At 68.7% G+C, this 20,453-nt stretch carries 20 protein-coding genes and 1 tRNA gene; 12 read left to right on the forward strand and 9 right to left on the reverse strand.

The window, feature by feature from the left end; all coding sequences use genetic code 11:
- The first annotated feature begins 138 nt into the window (after nt 1-138).
- Nucleotides 139-435 (forward strand): hypothetical protein, encoded by a 297-nt coding sequence (locus tag ACYJP6_RS15525; protein ID WP_459475930.1) that lies wholly within the window; start codon nt 139-141, stop codon nt 433-435.
- Here the strand turns inward: ACYJP6_RS15525 and ACYJP6_RS15530 are convergent.
- Together ACYJP6_RS15530 and ACYJP6_RS15535 are read right to left on the reverse strand one after the other, a co-directional pair.
- Nucleotides 411-1,355 carry an NAD-dependent epimerase/dehydratase family protein gene (locus ACYJP6_RS15530; RefSeq protein WP_459475931.1) on the reverse strand — a complete coding sequence of 315 codons (945 nt, stop codon included), beginning with the start codon at nt 1,353-1,355 and terminating at the stop codon, nt 411-413. The genes ACYJP6_RS15525 and ACYJP6_RS15530 overlap by 25 nt on opposite strands.
- Before the next feature lie 82 nt (nt 1,356-1,437).
- Nucleotides 1,438-2,325, reverse strand: coding sequence for a LysR family transcriptional regulator ArgP (locus ACYJP6_RS15535; protein WP_459475932.1), 888 nt, complete (start codon nt 2,323-2,325; stop codon nt 1,438-1,440).
- A gap of 99 nt (nt 2,326-2,424) precedes the next feature.
- On the opposite strand from ACYJP6_RS15535, the gene ACYJP6_RS15540 reads away from it, so the two are divergent.
- Both ACYJP6_RS15540 and ACYJP6_RS15545 read left to right on the forward strand, forming a co-directional pair.
- Nucleotides 2,425-3,024 carry a LysE/ArgO family amino acid transporter gene (locus tag ACYJP6_RS15540; protein WP_459475933.1) on the forward strand — a complete coding sequence of 200 codons (600 nt, stop codon included), beginning with the start codon at nt 2,425-2,427 and terminating at the stop codon, nt 3,022-3,024.
- 62 nt (nt 3,025-3,086) lie between these two features.
- A complete protein-coding gene (locus ACYJP6_RS15545) occupies nt 3,087-4,052 on the forward strand; it encodes a methyl-accepting chemotaxis protein (RefSeq protein WP_459475935.1) in 966 nt (321 codons plus the stop codon).
- Between the two features lie 55 nt (nt 4,053-4,107).
- Here ACYJP6_RS15545 and ACYJP6_RS15550 read toward each other — a convergent pair whose 3' ends face one another.
- Nucleotides 4,108-4,722 (reverse strand): pseudouridine synthase, encoded by a 615-nt coding sequence (locus ACYJP6_RS15550; protein ID WP_459475936.1) that lies wholly within the window; start codon nt 4,720-4,722, stop codon nt 4,108-4,110.
- 63 nt (nt 4,723-4,785) lie between these two features.
- Here ACYJP6_RS15550 and ACYJP6_RS15555 point away from each other — a divergent pair, with 63 nt between their 5' ends.
- On the forward strand, nt 4,786-5,817 hold the full coding sequence (locus ACYJP6_RS15555) for an MBL fold metallo-hydrolase (RefSeq protein ID WP_459475937.1): 1,032 nt from the start codon (nt 4,786-4,788) through the stop codon (nt 5,815-5,817).
- A gap of 3 nt (nt 5,818-5,820) precedes the next feature.
- Here ACYJP6_RS15555 and ACYJP6_RS15560 read toward each other — a convergent pair whose 3' ends face one another.
- Nucleotides 5,821-6,156 (reverse strand): protealysin inhibitor emfourin, encoded by a 336-nt coding sequence (locus tag ACYJP6_RS15560; protein WP_313647461.1) that lies wholly within the window; start codon nt 6,154-6,156, stop codon nt 5,821-5,823.
- Between the two features lie 27 nt (nt 6,157-6,183).
- Nucleotides 6,184-7,245, reverse strand: a complete 1,062-nt coding sequence (locus ACYJP6_RS15565) for a M4 family metallopeptidase (RefSeq protein WP_459475938.1) — start codon at nt 7,243-7,245, stop codon at nt 6,184-6,186.
- Between the two features lie 133 nt (nt 7,246-7,378).
- Between ACYJP6_RS15565 and ACYJP6_RS15570 the strand changes: the two genes are divergently transcribed.
- Nucleotides 7,379-7,452, forward strand: a tRNA-Gly gene (locus ACYJP6_RS15570).
- Nucleotides 7,453-7,544: 92 nt separating this feature from the next.
- On the opposite strand, the gene ACYJP6_RS15575 is transcribed toward ACYJP6_RS15570, so the two are convergent.
- Complete coding sequence (locus ACYJP6_RS15575; protein WP_459475939.1) at nt 7,545-9,884, reverse strand: ATP-binding protein; 2,340 nt, start codon at nt 9,882-9,884, stop codon at nt 7,545-7,547.
- An 84-nt stretch (nt 9,885-9,968) separates the two neighbouring features.
- Between ACYJP6_RS15575 and cycA the strand changes: the two genes are divergently transcribed.
- Nucleotides 9,969-11,348 carry a D-serine/D-alanine/glycine transporter gene (gene cycA, locus ACYJP6_RS15580; protein WP_459475940.1) on the forward strand — a complete coding sequence of 460 codons (1,380 nt, stop codon included), beginning with the start codon at nt 9,969-9,971 and terminating at the stop codon, nt 11,346-11,348.
- Between the two features lie 21 nt (nt 11,349-11,369).
- Here the strand turns inward: cycA and ACYJP6_RS15585 are convergent, their stop codons facing one another.
- The 3 genes from ACYJP6_RS15585 to ACYJP6_RS15595 all read right to left on the reverse strand — a co-directional run bounded on the left by ACYJP6_RS15585 (nt 11,370) and on the right by ACYJP6_RS15595 (nt 15,181).
- Nucleotides 11,370-12,641, reverse strand: a complete 1,272-nt coding sequence (locus ACYJP6_RS15585; protein ID WP_459475941.1) for a Y-family DNA polymerase — start codon at nt 12,639-12,641, stop codon at nt 11,370-11,372.
- Nucleotides 12,634-13,065, reverse strand: a complete 432-nt coding sequence (locus ACYJP6_RS15590) for a LexA family protein (protein ID WP_459475942.1) — start codon at nt 13,063-13,065, stop codon at nt 12,634-12,636. The genes ACYJP6_RS15585 and ACYJP6_RS15590 overlap by 8 nt, the downstream gene beginning before the upstream one ends.
- A 97-nt stretch (nt 13,066-13,162) precedes the next feature.
- Complete coding sequence (locus ACYJP6_RS15595; protein WP_459475943.1) at nt 13,163-15,181, reverse strand: methyl-accepting chemotaxis protein; 2,019 nt, start codon at nt 15,179-15,181, stop codon at nt 13,163-13,165.
- Between the two features lie 195 nt (nt 15,182-15,376).
- Between ACYJP6_RS15595 and ACYJP6_RS15600 the strand changes: the two genes are divergently transcribed.
- The 6 genes from ACYJP6_RS15600 (at nt 15,377) to ACYJP6_RS15625 (ending at nt 20,449) form a co-directional block, all read left to right on the forward strand.
- A complete protein-coding gene (locus tag ACYJP6_RS15600) occupies nt 15,377-16,837 on the forward strand; it encodes an N-acyl-D-amino-acid deacylase family protein (RefSeq protein WP_459475944.1) in 1,461 nt (486 codons plus the stop codon).
- Nucleotides 16,838-17,049: 212 nt separating this feature from the next.
- A complete protein-coding gene (locus tag ACYJP6_RS15605; protein WP_459475945.1) occupies nt 17,050-17,886 on the forward strand; it encodes a transporter substrate-binding domain-containing protein in 837 nt (278 codons plus the stop codon).
- A gap of 48 nt (nt 17,887-17,934) precedes the next feature.
- On the forward strand, nt 17,935-18,597 hold the full coding sequence (locus tag ACYJP6_RS15610) for an amino acid ABC transporter permease (protein ID WP_309756635.1): 663 nt from the start codon (nt 17,935-17,937) through the stop codon (nt 18,595-18,597).
- A gap of 10 nt (nt 18,598-18,607) precedes the next feature.
- On the forward strand, nt 18,608-19,270 hold the full coding sequence (locus ACYJP6_RS15615) for an amino acid ABC transporter permease (RefSeq protein ID WP_309756637.1): 663 nt from the start codon (nt 18,608-18,610) through the stop codon (nt 19,268-19,270).
- Complete coding sequence (locus ACYJP6_RS15620; RefSeq protein WP_459475946.1) at nt 19,267-20,034, forward strand: amino acid ABC transporter ATP-binding protein; 768 nt, start codon at nt 19,267-19,269, stop codon at nt 20,032-20,034. The genes ACYJP6_RS15615 and ACYJP6_RS15620 overlap by 4 nt, the downstream gene beginning before the upstream one ends.
- Before the next feature lie 28 nt (nt 20,035-20,062).
- Nucleotides 20,063-20,449, forward strand: coding sequence for a RidA family protein (locus tag ACYJP6_RS15625; RefSeq protein ID WP_007161900.1), 387 nt, complete (start codon nt 20,063-20,065; stop codon nt 20,447-20,449).
- Nucleotides 20,450-20,453: the final 4 nt, after the last annotated feature.

Here is a 20,453-nt window from a genome sequence, read left to right on the forward strand (position 1 = left end):
CCGCGTCGATATCAATGCGCCATCACGGCGCACAGGAAACACCGCTACGCCAATCGAGCCGCCTAAGGGCTGGATCTGCAGCTTCTGGTATGAGCTTTGCGTCACACCAGGCTTCGTCGCCCTTGGAGGTCCAACAGCATGGAATACAGCAAAGCCTTCTTCGATTGCCTCACCGCCCTGCGGCGTCGGTTGCGCCAGGAACAGGGCCTGACCCTGCGCCTCGACGAGGTCGACGCCATCCCGCGGATGCTGGCCGCCAGCCTGGGCGCCGAGGATGCCGAGACCCGCGAGCTGGGCAAACGGCTGGCGGCGCTGGGTGGCCTGCCCCTGCCCGCGGAGCGGCCGCAACCCAGGCTGGCGCTCCAGGATTCGGGCTTCGTCAGCCAGGAGTTCCTGGCTGCCGCGAATCGCTACGCCGGTCCGCTGCGGGGCTGACGCCCGCGCGGGCGATACTCTTCAAGCGCCGCCCAGGAACTGGCCTCGGGTCTATAGCCGAAGGCCTCCTGCGCGGCGTGGATATCCAGGGTGAAGGGTTCGTCCAGCAGCTCGGGCCAGGGCGAGGCGAGACGCGGCGCCCGCAACCGGGCATAGAGCCGCCAGGGATCGAAGGCCTTGGTCGCGGGCACCGGTGGCAGCTCGAAGCGCCGCAACAGGAAGTTGATGGCGTCCCAGCACACCAGCGGCTGGCCATCGCTGAGGTTGAAGACCTTGCCGGCGGCCGTCGCCGGCTGCTCCAGCAGCAGCGTCAGCAGCGCCTGGCGCAGGTTGGTCGCACTGGTGAAGTCCCAGCGGTTGAGGCCGTTGCCACGCTGCCAGAGCTGCTTGGCGCGAGCGCGCTCGAGCAGCCAGCGGGCCCAGTCGCGGTCGGCCAGGCCGAGTACCTGGGCCGGGCGCAGCACCGTCACCTGCGGACCGAATTCACCGGCCGCCAGGGCCAGGCGCTCCAGTTGCAGACGCCATTGGGCCTCGCTGCTGCGCGGCTTGGCCGGTACCTGATCCTCCTTGAGCGCCTCGCCCCCGCGCTCGTAGACGCGGGCGGAAGAGACATAGAGGAATTGCGCGACCCGCTGCTGCAAGGCCGCCTCGATCAGCACCTGGCCGAGTTCCAGTGCAGCCGCGGTCGGCATCCCGGCCACGTCGGTGCAGTGGACGATGGCGTCGATGTCGTCGCACAGCGCCACCACCTGCGCGGGCTGGTCGAGCAAGGCGGGGCGATATTCGGCGCCGCGCTCGACCAAGGCATCCAGGGTCGCCCCGGGCCGGCCGTGCACGCGCACCAGTTGGCCGCGGTCGAGCAGATCGCAGGCCAGGCCCGCACCGAGGGCATCGCTGGCGCCCGTGATCAAGATACGCATGTCGCTGGGATTCCCTGAAAGGCCGCGGTCGCGCCGCGGGCGACCGGTCCGCCAGTGTACCCAAAGCCTCGGCCGGACGCCGCTAGTCGCGTACCAGCCACCGACCGGCAACGTCTTCCAGGTGCCGGGTCAGGGCCTGCAGGGAGGCGCCGCCGTTGCGCCAGTGATGCCAGAACAGGGGCACGTCCACCCAGTGACCCGGCACTAGGTCCACCAGGGCACCGCTGGCACGGGCGGCGGCGCTCTGGATGTCCGGCAGCAGGCCCCAGCCGATGCCGCTCTGGGTCATCTGCAGGAAACCCTCGGCGGACGGGCACAGGTGGTAATCGAAGGGCTGGGTGATGCCGAGCTGTTCCAGATAACGATGCTGCAGCCGGTCATCCGGACCGAAGACGATGGCCGGTGCCCGCACCAGGGCCCGGGGGTCGGGCAGCGCGGCCAGCCGTCGGGCACGGAAGTCGGGACTGGCCAGGGCTCGATAGCGCATGGCGCCGAGGGCGCTGACCCGGGCACCGGCCAGGGGCTGGCCGCTGGCGCAGAGGCAGGCCGCCACCTCGCCGGCGCGCATGCGGCGCAGCACCACGTCCTGATCCTCCACCACCAGATCCAGCAGGATTCGCTGATCCCCGAGCCAGGGGCCGACCGCGGCCGGCCACCAGTTGGCCAGACTATCGGCGTTGAGGGCGATCCGCAGCCGCTGCGGCGCCTCCTCGGCGAGGCCCGGCACCTCGCTGCCCAGATCGGCTTCCAGCAGGCGCACCTGCTGGATATGGCGCAGCAGGCGCAGGCCCGGGGCGGTGGGCTGGGGCGGCGTCTCGCGGACCAGCACCGCCTGGCCGACCCGGGCTTCGAGCAGCTTGATGCGTTGCGAGACCGCCGACTGCGACAGGCCCAGGCGGCGCGCGGCGCGCTCGAAGCCACCCTCCTCCACCACCACTGCCAGAGCTTCCAGCAATTTGTAGTCGATCATCGATTCAGCTAATGCTGCATAAGGAATATTGGTTTTTCTTATACACCCCAAGTCGGCAAGGTGGCAGCCATTCCGAGACCACCAGGCACTGACCACGTAATGAACAGCTACTTCACCGGCCTGCTGACCATGGCCAGCCTCATCATGGCCCTGGGCGCCCAGAACACCTACCTGCTGGCCCAGGGCCTGCGCCGCGAGCATCACCTGGCCATCGCCAGCTTCTGCCTGGCCTGCGATGTGATCCTGGTGGCCGCCGGGGTGCTGGGCCTGGCCGCGCTGATCCAGCACAGCCCGCTGCTGGTGGACATCCTGCGCTGGGGCGGTGCGGCCTTCCTGATCTGGTACGGCGTCCAGGCCCTGCGCCGGGCCTGGCAGCCCGCCGCCCTGGGCAGCCTGGAGGCCAGCCTTCCGCGCAGTCGCCGCCAGGCCCTGCTCGCGGCGGCGGCGGTCTCCCTGCTCAATCCCCATGTCTACCTGGACACGGTACTGTTGGTCGGCTCCCTGGGCAGCCAGCAGGCCGCGCCCCTGGCCTATGTGTTCGGCGCCGCCACCGCCTCCCTGCTGTGGTTCTTCGGCCTCGCCCTGGGCGCCGCCTGGGCCGCCCCCTACCTGGCCCGGCCGAACGTCTGGCGCCTGATCGACCTGCTGGTGGCACTGGTGATGTTCGCCGTCGCCGGGCAGTTGCTGGCCGCGGCCTGAGGCTGGCCTTCGGCGAGCAGGCGCCCTAAGCTGCGGCTCTGCGTTCCCTGTCGAGATTCCCCATGCCTTTCGCCCGCTCGCTCCGCAGCCAGAGCCTGCTCCTCTTCGGCGGCAGCCTGCTGCTGATGCTGCTGATCGCCCTGGCCGGCTTCGCCCTGCTCTCCCGCGAACTCCAGCGCTACCAGCAGCTGATCGAAGGCCCTCTGGAGCGTTTGGTGGAGGTCGACGATACCCACCTGGTCTTCAAGATCCAGGTACAGGAGTGGAAGAACTTCCTCCTGCGCGGCGGTGATGCCGCTACCGCCGAGCGCTACTGGCAAGCCTTCCTGAGTCGCGAGGCGGAGGTCGACCAGCGCCTGCGGCAGCTGGCCGCCACGGTCGATCCCGACCTGCAAGCGCGCCTGCAGGCCCTGCGCGCCCAGCACGGACGCCTGGGCGAGCGCTATCGCGCCGGCCAAGCCGCCTATCTTGCCCATGATCGCGATCCCCGCCGGGGCGATGCCGAGGTCCGCGGCATCGACCGGGAAACCGCCGAAGGCTTCGCCACCCTGGTCAGCGAGCTGCACGGACGCACGGCCGCCCAGATCGCCACCATCCGCGCCGAGGCGCAGCGCGACATCCTGCTCGGTGGCCTGGCGCTGCTGCTCTGTGGCGGCGGCCTGCTGTTCCTTGGCGTGCGCCTGGTGGAACGCCGGCTGGTCGATCCCCTGGTGGCCTGCGCGCGGCAACTGGGGCTGCTGGCCCGCGGGCGTTTCGGCGAGCGCCTGCCCACTGGCCCGGACGACGAGCTGGGTCGACTGACCCACAGCACCAACCTGCTGCGCGACGCCGCGGTCCAGCACACCCACGACCTCCGCCACCAGGCCACCGAGGTCGGGGCGCTGAGCGCCCTGCTGGCCAGCCAACTGCTCACCGAGCCGGGCCAACCGGCGCGCGAACTGGATCCGCAGCTGCTGAAAGACGTCAGCCGCCGCCTCGCCGACATCGCCGGCGACCTGCAGGAAGCGGCCAGCGAGCGCCAGGACTGACCCTGGCGCGAAGCGCTGGACGACAGGTAGCCAACAGGTATCTTGCGTACAGAAGCTAGAGCCGCGCCGGCACCTCGCGCCATTCCCCCGGCGCCAGGTCATCCAGGGTCCAGGGACCGATGCGGACCCGTACCAGCCGCAGGGTCGGCAAGCCGACCGCGGCCGTCATGCGGCGCACCTGGCGATTGCGGCCTTCGCGGATGGTCAGTTCCACCCAGGCGGTCGGCACGCTCTTGCGAAAGCGCACCGGCGGATCGCGCTCCCATAGCCCGGGGGGTTCGGCCAACAGCCGCGCCTCGGCCGGCAGGGTCGGGCCATCGTTGAGCTCGACCCCCTGGCGCAGGCGCTGCAGCTGCTCCTCGCTGGGCGTACCCTCCACCTGCGCCCAGTAGGTCTTGGGCAGCTTGTGCTTGGGATCGGCGATGCGCGCCTGCAGCTGGCCATCGTTGGTCAGCAGCAACAGGCCTTCGCTGTCACGGTCCAGGCGGCCGGCGGGATAAACCCCCGGTACCGCGACGTAGGCTTTCAGCGTGGCCCGGCCGTCGGCGTCAGCGAACTGGGTGAGGACGTCGAAGGGCTTGTTGAGCAGCAGCAGCCGTGGCTCGGCTGGCGGTGCCTTGGCCTGGCGACGGGGCCGGGGGCCGGAAGGGGAACGAGGATTTCGCGACATGGGGATCGACGGCGGCTAGCGAAGGGGTAAGCTGGACCGCTCAGTCTAATCGTCCGAGGTCCCATGCGCATCTTCCGTCCGCTGTGGCTGATCCACCTCCTCGCCTTGGCCGGCTGCGCCTCGTCGGCCTACGAAGGCCCGCGTTCCGACCATTTCGACGGCGAGCGTTTCTACAACCTGGCGCCGCGGGAGGACAAGAGCCTCTGGACGCTGCTCAAGTGGCAGTTCACCCGGACGCGTCCGCAGTGGACCTGGCAGGACGGCCCCGCGGTGCCCACCCGGCCGGCGACCCGCGTCGCGGGCAGCGAGCTGCGGGTCACCTTCGTCAATCACGCCACCCTGCTGATCCAGCATGAAGGCCTCAATATCCTCACCGACCCGGTCTGGTCGGACCGGGTCAGCCCCTTCACCTTCATCGGTCCGCAGCGCCAGCACGCCCCGGGCGTCGCCCTGGACGACCTGCCGCCGCTGGACCTGATCTTCGTCAGCCACAGCCACTACGATCATATGGACCTGGCGACCCTGAGGCGCCTGGCCGAGCGTTCGCCGCTGACGCCGGTGGTGACGCCCCTGGGCAACGGCGAGCTGATCCGGCGCGAGACCGGCTTCGTCACGGTCGAGGAGCTGGACTGGTGGCAAAGCCTGCCGCTCAAGGACGGGCTGCGCCTGCATCTGGTGCCCGGCCAGCACTGGTCGGCGCGCAGTCGCTTCGACACCAATCGGCGGCTCTGGGGTGGCTTCGTGCTGGAGGCACCGGCGGGACCGGTCTATTTCGCCGGCGATACCGGCTGGGGGCCGCACTTCGCGCAGATCCGCGAGCGGCTGGGCGCGCCGCGCTTCGCCGCCCTGCCCATCGGCGCCTATGAGCCGCGCTGGTTCATGCAGGACAGTCACCTCAATCCCGATGACGCGGTACGCGCCCACCAGACGCTGGAGGCCCGGAGCAGCCTGGGCATCCACTTTGGCACCTTTCCGCTCAGCGACGAAGAGCAATTCGCCCCGCCCCGCGACCTGGCCCACGCGCGCGCGCTGCATGGCCTGGCGGATGCGGATTTCCGGGCGCCAACGCCAGGCGAGGTCTGGGCGGTGCCCTAGGGCTTACTCCACCAGCCCCTTGTCCCACAGCCGCACCAGCTCACTGGGCGCGCGGTCTTCGGGGATCAGCAGGGTCAGCTCGTCTTCCTGCTCGGCGGGCTGCGGCCGAAAGCGCAACTCCACCTTGAAGTAGCGCTGGTCGCCACGGCCGACCTGGGTCGGCTCGCCGGACTCCGGCAGGCAGCGCTCCAGCACCGAGCAGATACGCCCGCGCTGGGTGCTGTCGTACTGGCCGAACTCGATCTCCCGTGGCTTGCTCAGGGCATGCAAGGGCGCGAAACCGCCCTGTCGCGAGAGCCGTACCACGGTGTCCTTGCCCAGCGGGGGTAGTTCGCGCATTGCCATGCTCCTCGGTGCCAGGCACCGCTAGATGAGGGTGACGCCCACGTCGGCCCAGGCCGCCTCGACTGCCCGGACCTCCGCCGATTCGGCACCGAAGCGCCGCCCGGCGTTGGACACCGTCAGCCGGGCGAAGGCGGCGAAGTCCGCATCGTTGGCCAGGCGACTGTCGCAGAGGGTGTCGTACCAGATCGGCCCGGCCTTCTCCCAGGCATAGCCACCCAGGGCCACCGCCGCCAGATAGAACGCCCGGTTGGGGATGCCCGAGTTGAGGTGGACGCCACCATTGTCCTCGCGCGTCTCTATGTAGTCGCGCATATGGCCGGGTTGGGGATCCTTGCCCAGGGTCGGGTCATCGTAGGCGGTGCCCGGCTCGGCCATGGATCTCAGGCCCTTGCCGTGGATTTTCTCGGTCAGCAGCCCGGCGCCTATGATCCAGTCCGCCGCGGCGGCGGTCTGCTTGAGCTGGTACTGCTTGACCAGGATGCCGAAGACATCGGAGACCGACTCGTTGAGCGCGCCGGACTGGTTGAAGTACACCAGGCCCGCCTCGCTTTCGGTGACGCCATGGGCCAGCTCGTGGGCGATGACGTCCAGGGCGATGGTGAACCTGTTGAAGATCTCCCCGTCGCCATCGCCGAAGACCATCTGCTCACCGTTCCAGAAGGCGTTCTGGTACTCCTGGCCATAGTGGACGGTACCCGCCAGCGGCAGGCCCTGGCCATCGATGGAGTTGCGGCCGAACACCTCGTGGAAGAAGGTGAAGGTGGCCCCGAGGTAGTCGTAGGCCTCGTCCACCGCCACGTCGCTGACCGCCGCCTGCCCTTCCTGGCGCACCAGCCGCCCCGGCAATTGCATGGCATTGCCGGCATCGAAGATGCTGCGCTGCGGACTGGCGTCATCGGTGCGCGGCAACGGCCCCACCGGCGCCTGGCGCACCCCGGGCCGCCCGGGATTGTGAAGCAGACTCTGGACGTGACTCAGGGTGGTCAGGGCGCAGGAACGCTGGTGTTCGTCGCCATGATCGATGATGCGGCCGAGAATGTAGGGGGGAATCACCCCCTGGATGGTGCCTTGGTTGCGAGACATGCGCGCCCTCCTCCTGTGGGGACAGCGTCCCCGATCACCGCAGCCTGCGGTCCCTGTTCCTTGGACCACGAAACGACCAGACGACTCCCGCCTCTTCACCCCGGCGCACGCTTCTGGTACAAAGGCACCCCACGCGGGCGTCGTATAATGGCATTACCTGAGCTTCCCAAGCTCATGACGAGGGTTCGATTCCCTTCGCCCGCTCCAGATTGAAGACGGCCTCCAATCAGTCCTAGCGGACCACTGATTGGGGGCCGTTGTGTTTCCGGGCCCTGCCGAAGGCCGCTGGGACGCGCATCCTACCCCTCCACCAGCCCCTTCACCCGCTGCGCCAGCGTTTCCACCGCGAAGGGCTTGGTGAGTATCGCCATGCCCGGTTCCAGGTGGCCGTCGTTGAGCAGGGACGTTTCGGCGAAGCCGGTGATGAACAGCACCTTGAGCGCCGGGCGGTAGACGCGGGCGGCGTCGGCGAGCTGGCGGCCGTTCATGCCGCCGGGCAGGCCGACGTCGGTGACCAGCAGGTCGATGCGGGCATCGGAATGCAGGACTTCCAGGCCACCGGCGCCGTCGGCGGCTTCGATGATGACGTAGCCCAGTTCGCGCAGCAGGTCGGTCACCAGCATGCGCACCGTGGGTTCATCGTCGACTACTAGCACGGTGGCGTTGGCGCCCTCGAGAGCACAGCCGAGGCCCTTCGCTGCGGCGGGTTCGTAGGGTCGCTCGGCCAGTCGCAGGGGCAGGTAGAGACAGACGGTGGTGCCTGCACCGGGTACGGAGCGCAGGCGTAGCTGGCCGCCCGACTGGCGGGCGAAGCCGTAAATCATCGACAGGCCGAGGCCGGTGCCCTGCCCCATCGGCTTGGTGGTGAAGAAGGGTTCGAAGGCCTTGGCCGCGACGTCCGGGGTCATGCCGCTGCCGCTGTCGGTCACCCGCAGGTGCAGATAGCGTCCCGCTGCCAGCTCGAAGTCTGGGGTCGCCGAGGTACCCACCTGGAGGTAGCTGGCTTCGATGAGGATACGCCCGCCGCCGGGCATGGCGTCGCGGGCGTTGATGCAGAGATTGAGCAGGGCGTTTTCCAGCTGGGACTGGTCCACCAGCAGCGGCTGGTCGTCCGGTAGGCTGATGAACTGCACCTGGATGGCCGGGCCGACGGTGCGTTGCACCAGGTCGAGCATGCCGCCCACCAGCTGGTTGACCAGGGTGGGCTCGGGCGCCAGGGTCTGGCGGCGGGCGAAGGCCAGCAGCCGGTGGGTCAGGGCCGCCGCCCGCTTGGCACTGCCCTGGGCCGCCAGCAGGTATTTTTCCAGCTCGGTGAAGCGGCCCTGGCCGATGCGCAGGCTCATCAGGTCCAGGCTGCCGGAGATCCCCGCCAGCAGGTTGTTGAAATCGTGGGCCAGGCCCCCGGTGAGCTGGCCGACGGCCTCCATCTTCTGCGACTGGCGCAGCGCCTCCTCGGAGCGGCGGAGTTCTTCGGTGCGCTCCTCGACGCGCTGTTCCAGGGTGGCGGTCAGCTCGCGCAGGTCGGCCAGGGCGCGGTCACGCTCGTCGGCCAGGGCACGACGAGCGTCCACGTCCAGCAGCACGCCGGGAAATCTCAGCGGGGTGCCGTCCGTCGCCAGCTCGACATGGCCGTTGGCTTCCAGCCAGTAGTAGCGACCGTCGCGGCGGCGCACGCGGTACTGGTGGGCATAGCGACCGCCGCGACCGATCACCTCGGCGATGGCGGTGGCAAGACCCGCCTGGTCGTCCGGGTGGACGTTGGCGACCACCTGGGCCAGGCTCAGGCCGCTGCGGCCGAGAGCCGGATCCAGGCCGAAGCTGGCGGCGAAGGCCTCGTCGACGGTGAACCTGTCGGTGGGCAGATCCCAGTACCAGGTGCCGATGATGGCGCCGGCGGCCAGCGCCAGGCGGACCCGCTCGGCATTGACCCGGGCATTGCTTTCGGCCTCCCGGGCGCTGTCGCGTTCGTCGATGCGGACGCTCAGCTCCTGCTCCAGCGACAGGTTGTGTCGGCGCAGCGCAGCCTCGGCGGCGTCGCGCTGGCGATGGGCGAAGACGCTGGCGGTGGTCTCGGTGGTGATGTTGAGCATGCCGACGATGGTCTCGCCGTCCCGCAGCGGGCTGTAGGAGAAGCTCCAGTAGGTGTCCTCGGGATAGCCGTTGCGGGTCATCACGAAGTGCTTGTCGACGAAGTGCAGCGCCTCGCCGGCCAGGGTCCGCTCGATCAGGGGCGCGATCTCGCACCAGAGCTCGGCCCAGACCTCGTGGATCGGCTGCCCCAGCGCCGCAGGATGCCTGGCGCCGAGAAAGGGCGCGTAGGCCGGGTTGTAGATCAGGGTCTGCTCGGCGCCCCAGGTCGCGCACATGGCGAAGGGCGAGGCCATCAGCAGGTCATAGGTAGTCCGCAGCGCGACCGGCCAGTCAGGGCGAGCGCCCAGCGGCGTGGTTTCCCAGGCGAAGGTTTCGAGGTAGGACAAGGGACGACTCACTGGCAGAGGCGCTGATGGATCTCGTGGCCGCCAGACCCTCAGCACTGGGCCCAGACGGCCATGATAGGCGGGTTCAAGGCTCCCTTGCCAGCCCCGCGGGTAACCGGTGGCAGGCTGCCGGTGGCCAGCGGCAGACCCGCCCTGCGGCATGCTGTCCTGGCAAAACGACTGGCATGCCCGGCAGGCATCTCTTACCTTGTGGCCCCCGCTGTCGCTGCCAGGTATCCGCTCGTCATGTCCGCGTCACCCACCCCGCCCGAGGAGCTGCAACGCAGCCTGTCCAACCGCCATCTGCAACTGATCGCCATCGGCGGCGCCATCGGCACCGGCCTGTTCATGGGCTCGGGCAAGACCATCGCCCTCGCCGGTCCGTCGATCCTGCTGGTCTACCTGATCATCGGCAGCGCGCTGTTCTTCGTCATGCGCGCCCTGGGCGAGCTGCTGCTGGCGAACCTTGAGTACCGCTCCTTCATCGACTTCTGCAGCGACCTGCTCGGCCCCTGGGCGGGCTTCTTCTGCGGCTGGACCTACTGGTTCTGCTGGATCGTCACCGCCATCGCCGATGTCATCGCCATCGCCGCCTACGCCCAGTTCTGGTGGCCCGGCCTCGCACCCTGGATCCCGGCGCTGCTGTGCGTGTTGCTCCTGCTGGGGCTCAACCTGGTCACGGTGCGGCTGTTCGGCGAATTGGAATTCTGGTTCGCGCTGATCAAGATCGTCGCCATCTGCGCCCTGATCGTCACCGGCTTCGGCCTGGTGCTGTGGGGCTTCCGCTCCCCCGCGGGCAACGTCGCCAGCCTCGCCAACCTGTGGAACGACGGTGGCGTCTTCCCCATGGGCCTGGGCGGTTTCTTCGCCGGCTTCCAGATCGCGGTGTTCGCCTTCGTCGGCATCGAGCTGGTGGGCACCACCGCCGCCGAGACCGCCGATCCCCGGCGCAACCTGCCCCGCGCCATCAACTCCATCCCGCTGCGCATCCTGGTGTTCTATGTGCTGGCCCTGGTGGTGATCATGGCGGTGACGCCCTGGCGCCAGGTCGTGCCGGACAAGAGCCCCTTCGTCGAACTCTTCGTGCTGGCCGGCGTGCCCATGGCGGCCAGCCTGATCAACTTCGTGGTGCTGACCTCGGCGACCTCCTCGGCCAACAGCGGCATCTTTTCCACCAGCCGCATGCTCTATGGCCTGGCCCGCGAAGGTCATGCGCCGCGCAGCCTCACCCGTCTTTCGCGGGCGGCGGTACCGGCGCGCGGGCTGGTGCTCTCCTGCCTGTGCCTGTTGCTGGGCACCTTGCTGATCTACCTGATTCCCAACCTGGTCACCGCCTTCACCCTGGTCACCACCCTGGCGGCGGTGCTGTTCATGTTCGTCTGGTCGCTGATCCTGCTGGCCTGGCTGGCCTACCGTCGCCACCGCCCGGAGCAGCATGCCGCCGCGACCTTCCGCCTGCCGGGCGGGCGCTGGGTGTGCTACGCCGTGCTGGCCTTCTTCGCCGGGGTGCTGGTACTGCTGACGCTGCAGGACGATACCCGCCAGGCGCTGCTGGCCAGCCCCCTGTGGTTCCTGCTGCTGGGCGTGGGCTACGCCTGGCAACGGCGCACCGCTGGCAACCGCTAGGGCGGCGAGACGCGTGCGGGCTCAGCCCACCGTCCAGAGTTCGTCGAGGCGGGTGGTATAGCGCGGGCTGAGCAGGTCGCGGCGCATCTGCCAGGCGGGATCGCGCGGGATGCGTGCGGGTCTCAGGGTTTCGCGGCCGAACTTGCCGTTGATGGCATCCAGGGTCGCCATCAGGCGGGTACTAGCCGGATCCGGCGCGGCGGCGAAGAGGTCACCGGCGAGATCTTCGCGGCGACAGAGGTCGAGCAGCAGGATCTCCGCCTTGGCATAGCCGAAACCATCGCGAAAGATCTCGCGCAGGCCGGACTGGGCGTAGTCGTTGAGCATCCGGGTGTCGTCACTGGCCACCGGCAGCGTGAGCAGGGCGGCATTGGCGTAGCGGCCCTCGTCGGCACCGTGCATGCCGGTCTGGATGCTGACCCGCAGCGCGCGGCAGAGCGAGCCCTGGCCGCGCAGCTTTTCCGCGGCGCGGGCGGTGTAGCTGGCCACCGCCTCGGCCAGGGCGCCGAACTGGTACTGGCGCCGGCCGAACATGCGGCTGCTGCAGATCGTCTGCCGCGGCGCTTCCACTTCCTCCAGGCTCAGGCAGGCCAGCCCGCGCAGCTCCCGGGCGGTCTTTTCCAGCACCACGCTGTATCTCTGCCGCAGCGTCCAGGGGTCCTGCTGGGCCAATTCCCAGGCGGTGGTCACCTGCTGGCCACGCAGGCGCGCCGCCAATCGCCGCCCCACGCCCCAGACGTCCTCGATCGGCGAGTGCCGCAGCACCCAGTCATGCACCGCCGGGTCGCGCAGATCGAGCACCCCGCCGGTACGCTCCGGCCAGCGCTTGGCCGCGGCATTGGCGAGCTTGGCCAGGGTCTTGGTGCCAGCGATGCCGACGCTCACCGGGATGCCCGTCCATTTCTGCACCCGCGCCTGCAGGCGGTGGCCGAGGGCGTCCAGCGGTTCGGGCAGACCGGCCAGCTCGGCGAACACCTCGTCGATGCTGTAGCGCTCCAGGCGCGGCACCAGGGTGGCCAGGGTGCGCATCACCCGGTCGCTCAGGTCGCCGTAGAGGGCGTAGTTGGAACTGAAGGCGGCCACCTCGCCGCGCTGGGCCAGGTCGCGAACCTGGAACCAGGGCGCGGCCATGGCGATGCCCAGGCGCTTGGCCTCGGCCGAGCGGGCGATCACGCAACCATCGTTGTTGGACAGCACCACCACCGGGCGCTGGGCGAGATCGGGGCGGAAGACCCGCTCGCAACTGCAATAGAAGGCGTTGCAGTCGATCAGCGCCAGCACCGACTCAGCCATGGCCGAAGCGCCGCAGGCCGTGGGTGGCCACGCCCCAGACCTCGAAGTCGTCGCGCTCGCCGATGACCAGGGGCGCATAGGCCGGGTTTTCCGCCAGCAGCACGAAGTTGGCGCCGCGCCGGCCCAGGCGCTTCAGCGTGGGCTCGCGGTCGCGCACCGCTACCACGATGTCACCCACCCGCGCCGGCCGCGAACGGTCGACGATCACCAGGTCACCGGGAAAGATGCCGACGCCGGTCATGCTGTCGCCGCTGACCTTGATCACATAGGTATGGGGGGCGCGCAGGTCGACCAGCTCATCCAGCGAGACCTGGCGCTCCAGATGATCCTGCGCCGGCGACGGAAAGCCGCACGAGAGGCGAACCTCATGAAGCGGCACCTGGGTCGGCGAAGACTCCAGGCGACCCAGGACGGTGATGGACATGACGCGGCGCTCCTGCGGATAACTGTCTATTTATACAGTTATCCGCAGCCGCCCGCTCTGTAAAGCGCGGCCCAGCCTCCGCCGATGAGTGGTGCTCTCAGGCGCTGAGCCGGAAACGCGCGACGACGCTGCGCAGGTCCTGGGAGAGGCTGGCCAGGCGCTCGGCGGTACCGGCGTCCGCCTCGATCCCGCCCAGCACCTGGACGGTACTGGCGCGGATGCCGATGGTGTTGCGGTTGATGTCCTCGGAAACCGCCGCTTGCTGCTCGGCGGCACTGGCGATCTGCACGTTGACGTCGACGATCCGCTCCACCGCGGAGCCGATGCTGTTCAGGCTGACGCTGGCCTGCTCGGCGGCCTCGACGCCGGTCAGGGCGTGGCCACGACTGGCCTGCATCTGCCCCACTGCCTCGGCGGTCGCCCCCTGCAGCTGCTCGATGATGCGGCGGATCTCCTCGGTGGAGGTCTGGGTGCGCGAGGCCAGGGTACGAACCTCGTCGGCCACCACGGCGAAGCCGCGCCCCTGCTCGCCCGCCCGGGCGGCTTCGATGGCGGCGTTAAGCGCCAGCAGGTTGGTCTGCTCGGCGATGGTACGGATCACCGCGATGACGCCACCGATGGCCTGGCTGTGGTTGGCCAGGGCGGCGACCTTGCTGGCGCTCAGATCCACCTCAGCGGCCAGGGCCTCGATGGCCTGTTGCGTCTGCCGCATCACCCGGGTGCCCTGCTGGGTCGCCTCATCGGCCTGCTGGGCGGCGGCCACCGCGCCTTCGGTGTTGTGGGCGACGTCCGCCACGCTGGCGGTCATCTCGGTGATGGCGGTGGCCACCTGATCGGTCTCGGCCTGCTGCGCCTGCATGGTCGCGCGCGCCTGGCCGATGGAACCGGCCAGGGCGCCGGAGGCCTGGGCCACCGCAGCGGACGCCTGGTCGACCTCGCGCAGCGAGCGACCAAAGGCCTCCAGCATCGAGTCCAGGCTACGGCCGATGTCGGCGATCTCGTCACGGCCACGCAGGGCGGCGCGGCGACTTAGGTCGCCCTGGGCGGCGGCAGCGGTCACGCTGACCAGACCGGCGATCCCCAGGCGCAGCGCCTGGTAGATGCCGGCGAAGGTATAGCCCAGCAGCGCCAGGGCCGCCGCGATCATGCCCAGCACCAGGTCGCGCAACAGGGTCTGGTGGGCCAGGCGCTCGACCAGCAACTGGGCCAGGATGCCCTGGGCCTCTTCCTGCACCTTGAAGTAGCGCGCGACGACGGCGCTGCCCTGGGTCCCCAGGGCTCGCCCGTCGACCCCGCCCTCGCCGCCCATGGCGACCATCATGCCTTGGCGGAAATTGGCATAGTCGTCCGCTGCCTGGGCGATGGACGCCTTGAGCCGCTGGGCCAGCTCCGGCGCCTGGCGGGCCAGCAGCCGGAGCGCCTGCTCCAGCTCGTCGGCGGTCTGCCGCTCCTGCCGTACCAGGCTGCGCGCGACCATCAGGCTGGCCGGGTCGAAGCGGTTGCTCGCGCTCAGGCCAAAGGCCAGGCCGCGCAGCTGGCCGATCAGGTTGATCTCGCGGGGCAGGCGCAGCGAGGTGATATCGACGAGAAAGAGGCTGGTGTAGTCGGATTCCAGCACTAGGCCCGAGGTGGCCGAGACGTAATAGAAGAAATTCAGGGTCTGCGTCAGTTGCTCGCTCCAGGCGTCGAACACCTCCAACGAGGTGCCGGGCACGCCTTGCAACAGCCGCTCGGCGTTCTGCCGCAGCTGGCTCAGGCGCGTCCCGGTTTCCAGTGGGCCACCGAGTTCGCGATCCAGCCGGCCGAGGTCATCATAGGCCTTGAGCAGGGCGTCGCGGTTGGCCTGCCAGTCCGACTGGGCGGAGCCGTCGCCATCCTGGAGACGCTTGGTCAGGGCGCGTTGCAGCATGCTCAGGCGGGCGATGGGAGTCAGCTGAGTCAGATAGCGCTGGCCAGCGATCTCCTGCACCAGCCCGACCCGCTGCTCCTGGATGTCCTGGTAAATGTAGAAGCTCAGGAACAGCAAGGGCACCAGGACGATGGCGGCCAGGCAGGCGAACTTGGCAGGAAACCTGAGGCGATTCATCAGCCGGACGGCGGGGGTCAACAGATTCATGGCAGACTCACAGGAAGGGGTAGCGTCGGTAGCCGTTTGGTCACGGTCTGGGCGGCGCATTGACCAGCCGTTTAATGATTAGTGCGTTATCCATATTTGCGATAATCAAAATTCAGGGCACTTTGCTACCGAACGGCCAAAAGCCCGGGCTCAACGGTCGGGGCTGCCAGGGCAAGCGGCCGGAAAGGCGACGTTATGCATGACCTCCTCATTCGCGGCGCCCTGATCCTGGATGGCCGCAACTACCCCGGCAGGGTGGCCGATCTGGCCGTCAGCGCCGGTCTTATCACTGCCGTGGGCGACCTCGCCGACCAACCGGCGCGGGAGGTCCGTGACGCTCGCGGCCTGGCCCTGGCGCCGGGCTTCATCGACGTCCATACCCATGACGACAGCATGGTCATCCGCCGCCCCGAGCAGTTGCCCAAGCTCAGCCAGGGCGTCACCACCGTGGTGGTGGGCAACTGCGGCATCAGCGCCGCCCCGGTGCGCCTGCACGGCGAGCCGCCGGATCCGCTGAATCTGCTCGGTCCGGCCGCGGCCTTCGTCTATCCCACCTTCGCCGCCTATCGCGCGGCGGTGGAACAGGCGCGCCCCGGGGTCAACGTGGCCGCCCTGGTGGGGCACACGGCGCTGCGCAGCAATCATCTGGACGACCTCGCGCGCGCCGCCACGCCCGCGGAGATCGCCGCCATGCGCGAGGAATTGCGCGAGAGCCTCGCGGCCGGTGCGCTGGGGCTCTCCACTGGCCTCGCCTATGCGTCCGCCGCGGCGGCGCCAACCGCGGAAGTGGCCGCGTTGGCCGCGGAGCTGGATGCGGTGGGCGGGCTCTATGCCACCCATTTGCGCAGTGAATTCGCCGCGGTACACGAGGCCCTGGACGAAGCCCTGGACATCGGCCGCCAGGCACGGGCGCCGGTGGTGGTCTCCCACCTCAAGTGCGCCGGGGTGGACAACTGGGGCCGCGCGCCGGAATTACTCGGCGCTCTGGCGCGGGCCGCCCAACGCCAGCCGGTCGGCTGCGACTGCTATCCCTACGCCGCCAGCTCCTCCACCCTGGATCTCAAGCAGGTCACCGACCGCCATCGCATCACCATCACCTGGTCCACCCCGCACCCAGAGTGTGGTGGCCGCGACCTGGATGCCATCGCCGCCGACTGGGGCCTGGATCTGCAGGCCACCGCCCGCCGCCTGCAGCCGGCTGGCGCCGTCTACTACGGCATGAGCGAGGCCGACGTGCGCCTCATCCTCGCTCATCCGCTGAGCATGATCGGCTCCGATGGCCTGCCCGAGGATCCCTTCCCCCATCCACGGCTCTGGGGCGCCTTCCCGCGGGTGCTCGGTCATTTCAGCCGCGACCTCGGCCTCTTCCCGCTGCACACCGCCGTGCACAAGATGACCGGTCTCTCCGCCGCCCGCTTCGGCCTGGTCGGGCGCGGCCTGCTCGAACCCGGCGCCCATGCCGACCTGGTGCTGTTCGATCCCGCGCGGATCCGCGACGTGGCCGACTTCAGCGCTCCGCAACGCCCTGCCGAAGGCATCGAAGCGGTCTGGGTGAATGGGCACCTGGCCTATGCACCGGAGCAGGCCATTGGCGAGCGCCATGGTCGCTTCCTGCCGCGTGCCGGCGATCTGCGCCTGACCTTCCCCGCCGCCTGAGCGCCGCTACCCGGTAACGCCTCGGCCTGGTGCAGCCTCGTTACCTTCCGCCACCTCTCGGTGCCATCCCCCTGAGCGATGGCCGCCCCTACGCCTGCGCGCCCAGGCCAAGCCCTTGATTTGCAAAGCCACACGAAGAGCTGGCACAGTCGCTGCAATCCATTCCGTTGTTACGAACATAGTTCCGCTATAACGGAAAAAGGAGCAGCGAGATGATGAGCAAGACGAAGGGGTGGAAAACACTGGTGCTGCTGATCGGCCTGGCGGCCGTGACCGGCGCCCAGGCGGCCAAGCTGGACGACGTGCTCAAGCGCGGTCACCTGGTGGTGGGCACCGGCAGCACCAATGCCCCCTGGCACTTCCAGGGCGCCGACGGCAAGTTGCAGGGCTTCGATATCGATATCTCCAAGGTCATCGCCAAGGGCCTGTTCAATGATCCGGAAAAGGTCGAATTCGTGGTCCAGGGCTCGGATGCGCGCATCCCCAACCTGCTCACCGACAAGGTCGACATCAGCTGCCAGTTCATCACCGTGACCGCCAGCCGCGCCCAGCAGGTGGCCTTTACCCTGCCCTACTACCGCGAAGGCGTGGCCCTGCTGTTGCCGGCCAACAGCCGCTACCAGCAGCTCGACGACCTCAAGGCGGCCAAGGGCGACCTGACCGTGGCGGTGCTGCAGAACGTCTATGCCGAGGAACTGGTGCACCAGGCGCTGCCCGGGGCCAAGGTCGACCAGTACGACAGCGTCGACCTGCTCTACCAGGCCCTCGGCACCGGCCGCGCCGATGCCGTGGCCACCGACCAGTCCTCGGTCAAGTACCTGATGACCCAGAATCCCGGCCGCTATCGCTCGCCCGACTACGCCTGGAGTCCCCAGACCTACGCCTGCGCGGTCAAGCGTGGCGACCAGGACTGGCTGAACTTCGTCAACACCGCCCTGCACGAGGCCATGACCGGCGTGGAATTCCCCACCTATCAGGCGTCCTTCAAGCAATGGTTCGGCGTCGAGCTGCCCTCCCCGGCGATCGGCTTCCCCGTCGAGTTCAAGTGACCCTGGCCCCGGCGCGGCCCGTCCGCGCCCTCTAGGTGGATGTCGTACATGGACTACACCCTCAACTTCGCCCCCGTATGGCAGAATCTGGACCACCTGCTGGCCGGACTCGCCCTCGGCCTGCAGCTGGCACTGATCGGCATCGCCATCGGCTGCCTGATCGGCCTGGCCACCGCCTTCGCCCTGCTCTCGCCGGTGCGGGCGCTGCGCTGGCTGGCGGCGGGCTATGTCACCCTGGTGCGCAACACCCCGATCCTGGTGCTCATCCTGCTGCTGTACTTCGCCCTGCCCAGCGTCGGCATCCGCCTGGACAAGCTCAGCTCCTTTCTCATCACCCTGGCGCTCTATGCCGGTGCCTACCTGGCCGAGGTCTTTCGCGGCGGACTCATGGCCATCCCCAAGGGCCAGCGCGAGGCGGGTCTGGCCATCGGCCTGCGCGAATGGCAGATCAAGGCCTACGTCATCATCCCGGTGATGCTGCGCAACGTGCTGCCGTCGCTCTCCAATAGCTTCATCTCGCTGTTCAAGGACACCTCCCTGGCGGCGGCCATCGCCGTGCCGGAGCTGACCTACCAGGCGCGCAAGATCAACCTGGAAAGCTACCGGGTGATCGAGACTTGGCTGGTGACCAGCGCCCTCTACATCCTCACCTGCTACGCCATCGCCCTGCTGCTGCGCCAGCTGGAGCGGCGGCTGAGCCTCGCCCGCTAGGAGCCCGATCTTGTACGAAGCCCCCTCCTGGTTCCTGGAATTGTGGAACGCCCGCCAGACCCTGGCGGCCGGTTTCGCCACCACCCTGGCCTGCTCGGTGCTGGCCGTGCTCGGCGGCACCCTGCTCGGCACCCTCGGCGGCCTGGCACTGACCTACGGCCGCTGGCCGCTGCGCCTGCCCTTCCGCGTCTATGCCGACCTGATCCGCGGCACCCCGGTGTTCGTGCTGGTGCTGGCCTGCTACTACATGGCCCCGGCGCTGGGTCTGCGGCCCACGCCCTTCCAGGCCGGTACCGTGGCGCTGCTGCTGTTCTGCGGCTCCCATGTGGCGGAGATCGTCCGCGGCGCCCTGCAGGCCATCCCGCGCGGCCAGCACGAGGCGGCCAAGGCCATCGGCCTGACCTTCACCCAGAGTCTCAAGGAGGTGCTGCTGCCCCAGGCGCTACGCCAGATCCTGCCGACCTGGGTCAACGCCTCCACCGAGATCGTCAAGGCCTCCACCCTGCTCTCGGTGATCGGCGTGGCCGAGTTGCTGCTGAGCAGCCAGCAGGTCATCGCCCGCACCTTCATGACCCTGCAGTTCTATCTGTTCGCCGGGCTGCTGTTCTTTCTCATCAACTTCGCCATCGAGCGGCTCGGCCGCTACCTGGAAAAACGGGTGACCCTGCCATGACCGATCCGCTATTGAGCATCAACGACCTGCACAAGAGCTTCGGCGCCACGGAGGTGCTCAAGGGCATCGACCTGACTCTGGACCGCGGCGACGTGGTCACCCTGATCGGCTCCAGCGGCTCGGGCAAGACCACCCTGCTGCGCTGCGTCAACCTACTGGAAGACTTCCAGGGTGGCAGCATCCAGCTGGCCGGCGAGGCCATCGGCTATCGCGAGGACGGCGGCCGCCGCCAGCGCCTGCCGGAACGGGAGATCGCCCGCCAGAGGTCCCTCACCGGCATGGCCTTCCAGCAATTCAACCTCTTTCCCCACCTCACCGCCCTGGAAAACGTCACCCTCGGCCTGCGCAAGGTGAAGAAAATGGGCAAGGACGAAGCCATCGCCCTCGGCGAGCAGTGGCTGCGCCGGGTCGGCCTGATCGAGCGGCGCGACCATCATCCCGGCCAGCTCTCCGGCGGCCAGCAGCAGCGCGTGGCCATCGCCCGCGCCATCGCCATGAATCCCAGCCTGATGCTGTTCGACGAACCCACCTCGGCGCTCGACCCGGAACTGGTCGGCGAGGTGCTGGCGGTGATCAAGGACCTGGCCCAGGACGGCATGACCATGCTGCTGGTGACCCACGAGATGAGATTCGCCTACGAGGTGTCCGATCGCATCGTCTTCATGAGCCAGGGCCGCATCGAGGAACAGGGCCCGCCACGGGAGCTGTTCGAGCAGCCGAAATCTACCCGTCTCGCCGAATTCCTCGGCCGGACCTCCTTTTGAATCCCATCCCCGTTACAGGAGCAAACCTATGAGCATCACCCGTTACGGCGCCGGCGAACGCGGCGCAGGTGGCCAACCCCTGCCCTTCGCCCGTGCGGTGGAAGCCGATGGCTGGCTGCACGTTTCCGGCCAGGTGGCCATGGAGAACGGCGAGATCATCGACGGCGGCATCGTCGCCCAGACCCACAAGACCATGCAGAATCTGATCGCTATTCTCCACGAAGCCGGCTACGGTCTGGAGCATGTGGTGCGCGCCGGCGTCTGGCTGGACGATCCGCGCGACTTCTGGAGCTTCAACAAGGTGTTCGCTGAATACTTCGCCGGCCACGCCCCGGCGCGTGCCTGTGTGCAATCCTCCATGATGGTGGACTGCAAGGTCGAGATCGACTGCATCGCCTACAAACCCAAGGCCTGAGACA

It is taken from the genome of Pseudomonas sp. No.117, assembly GCF_054558395.1.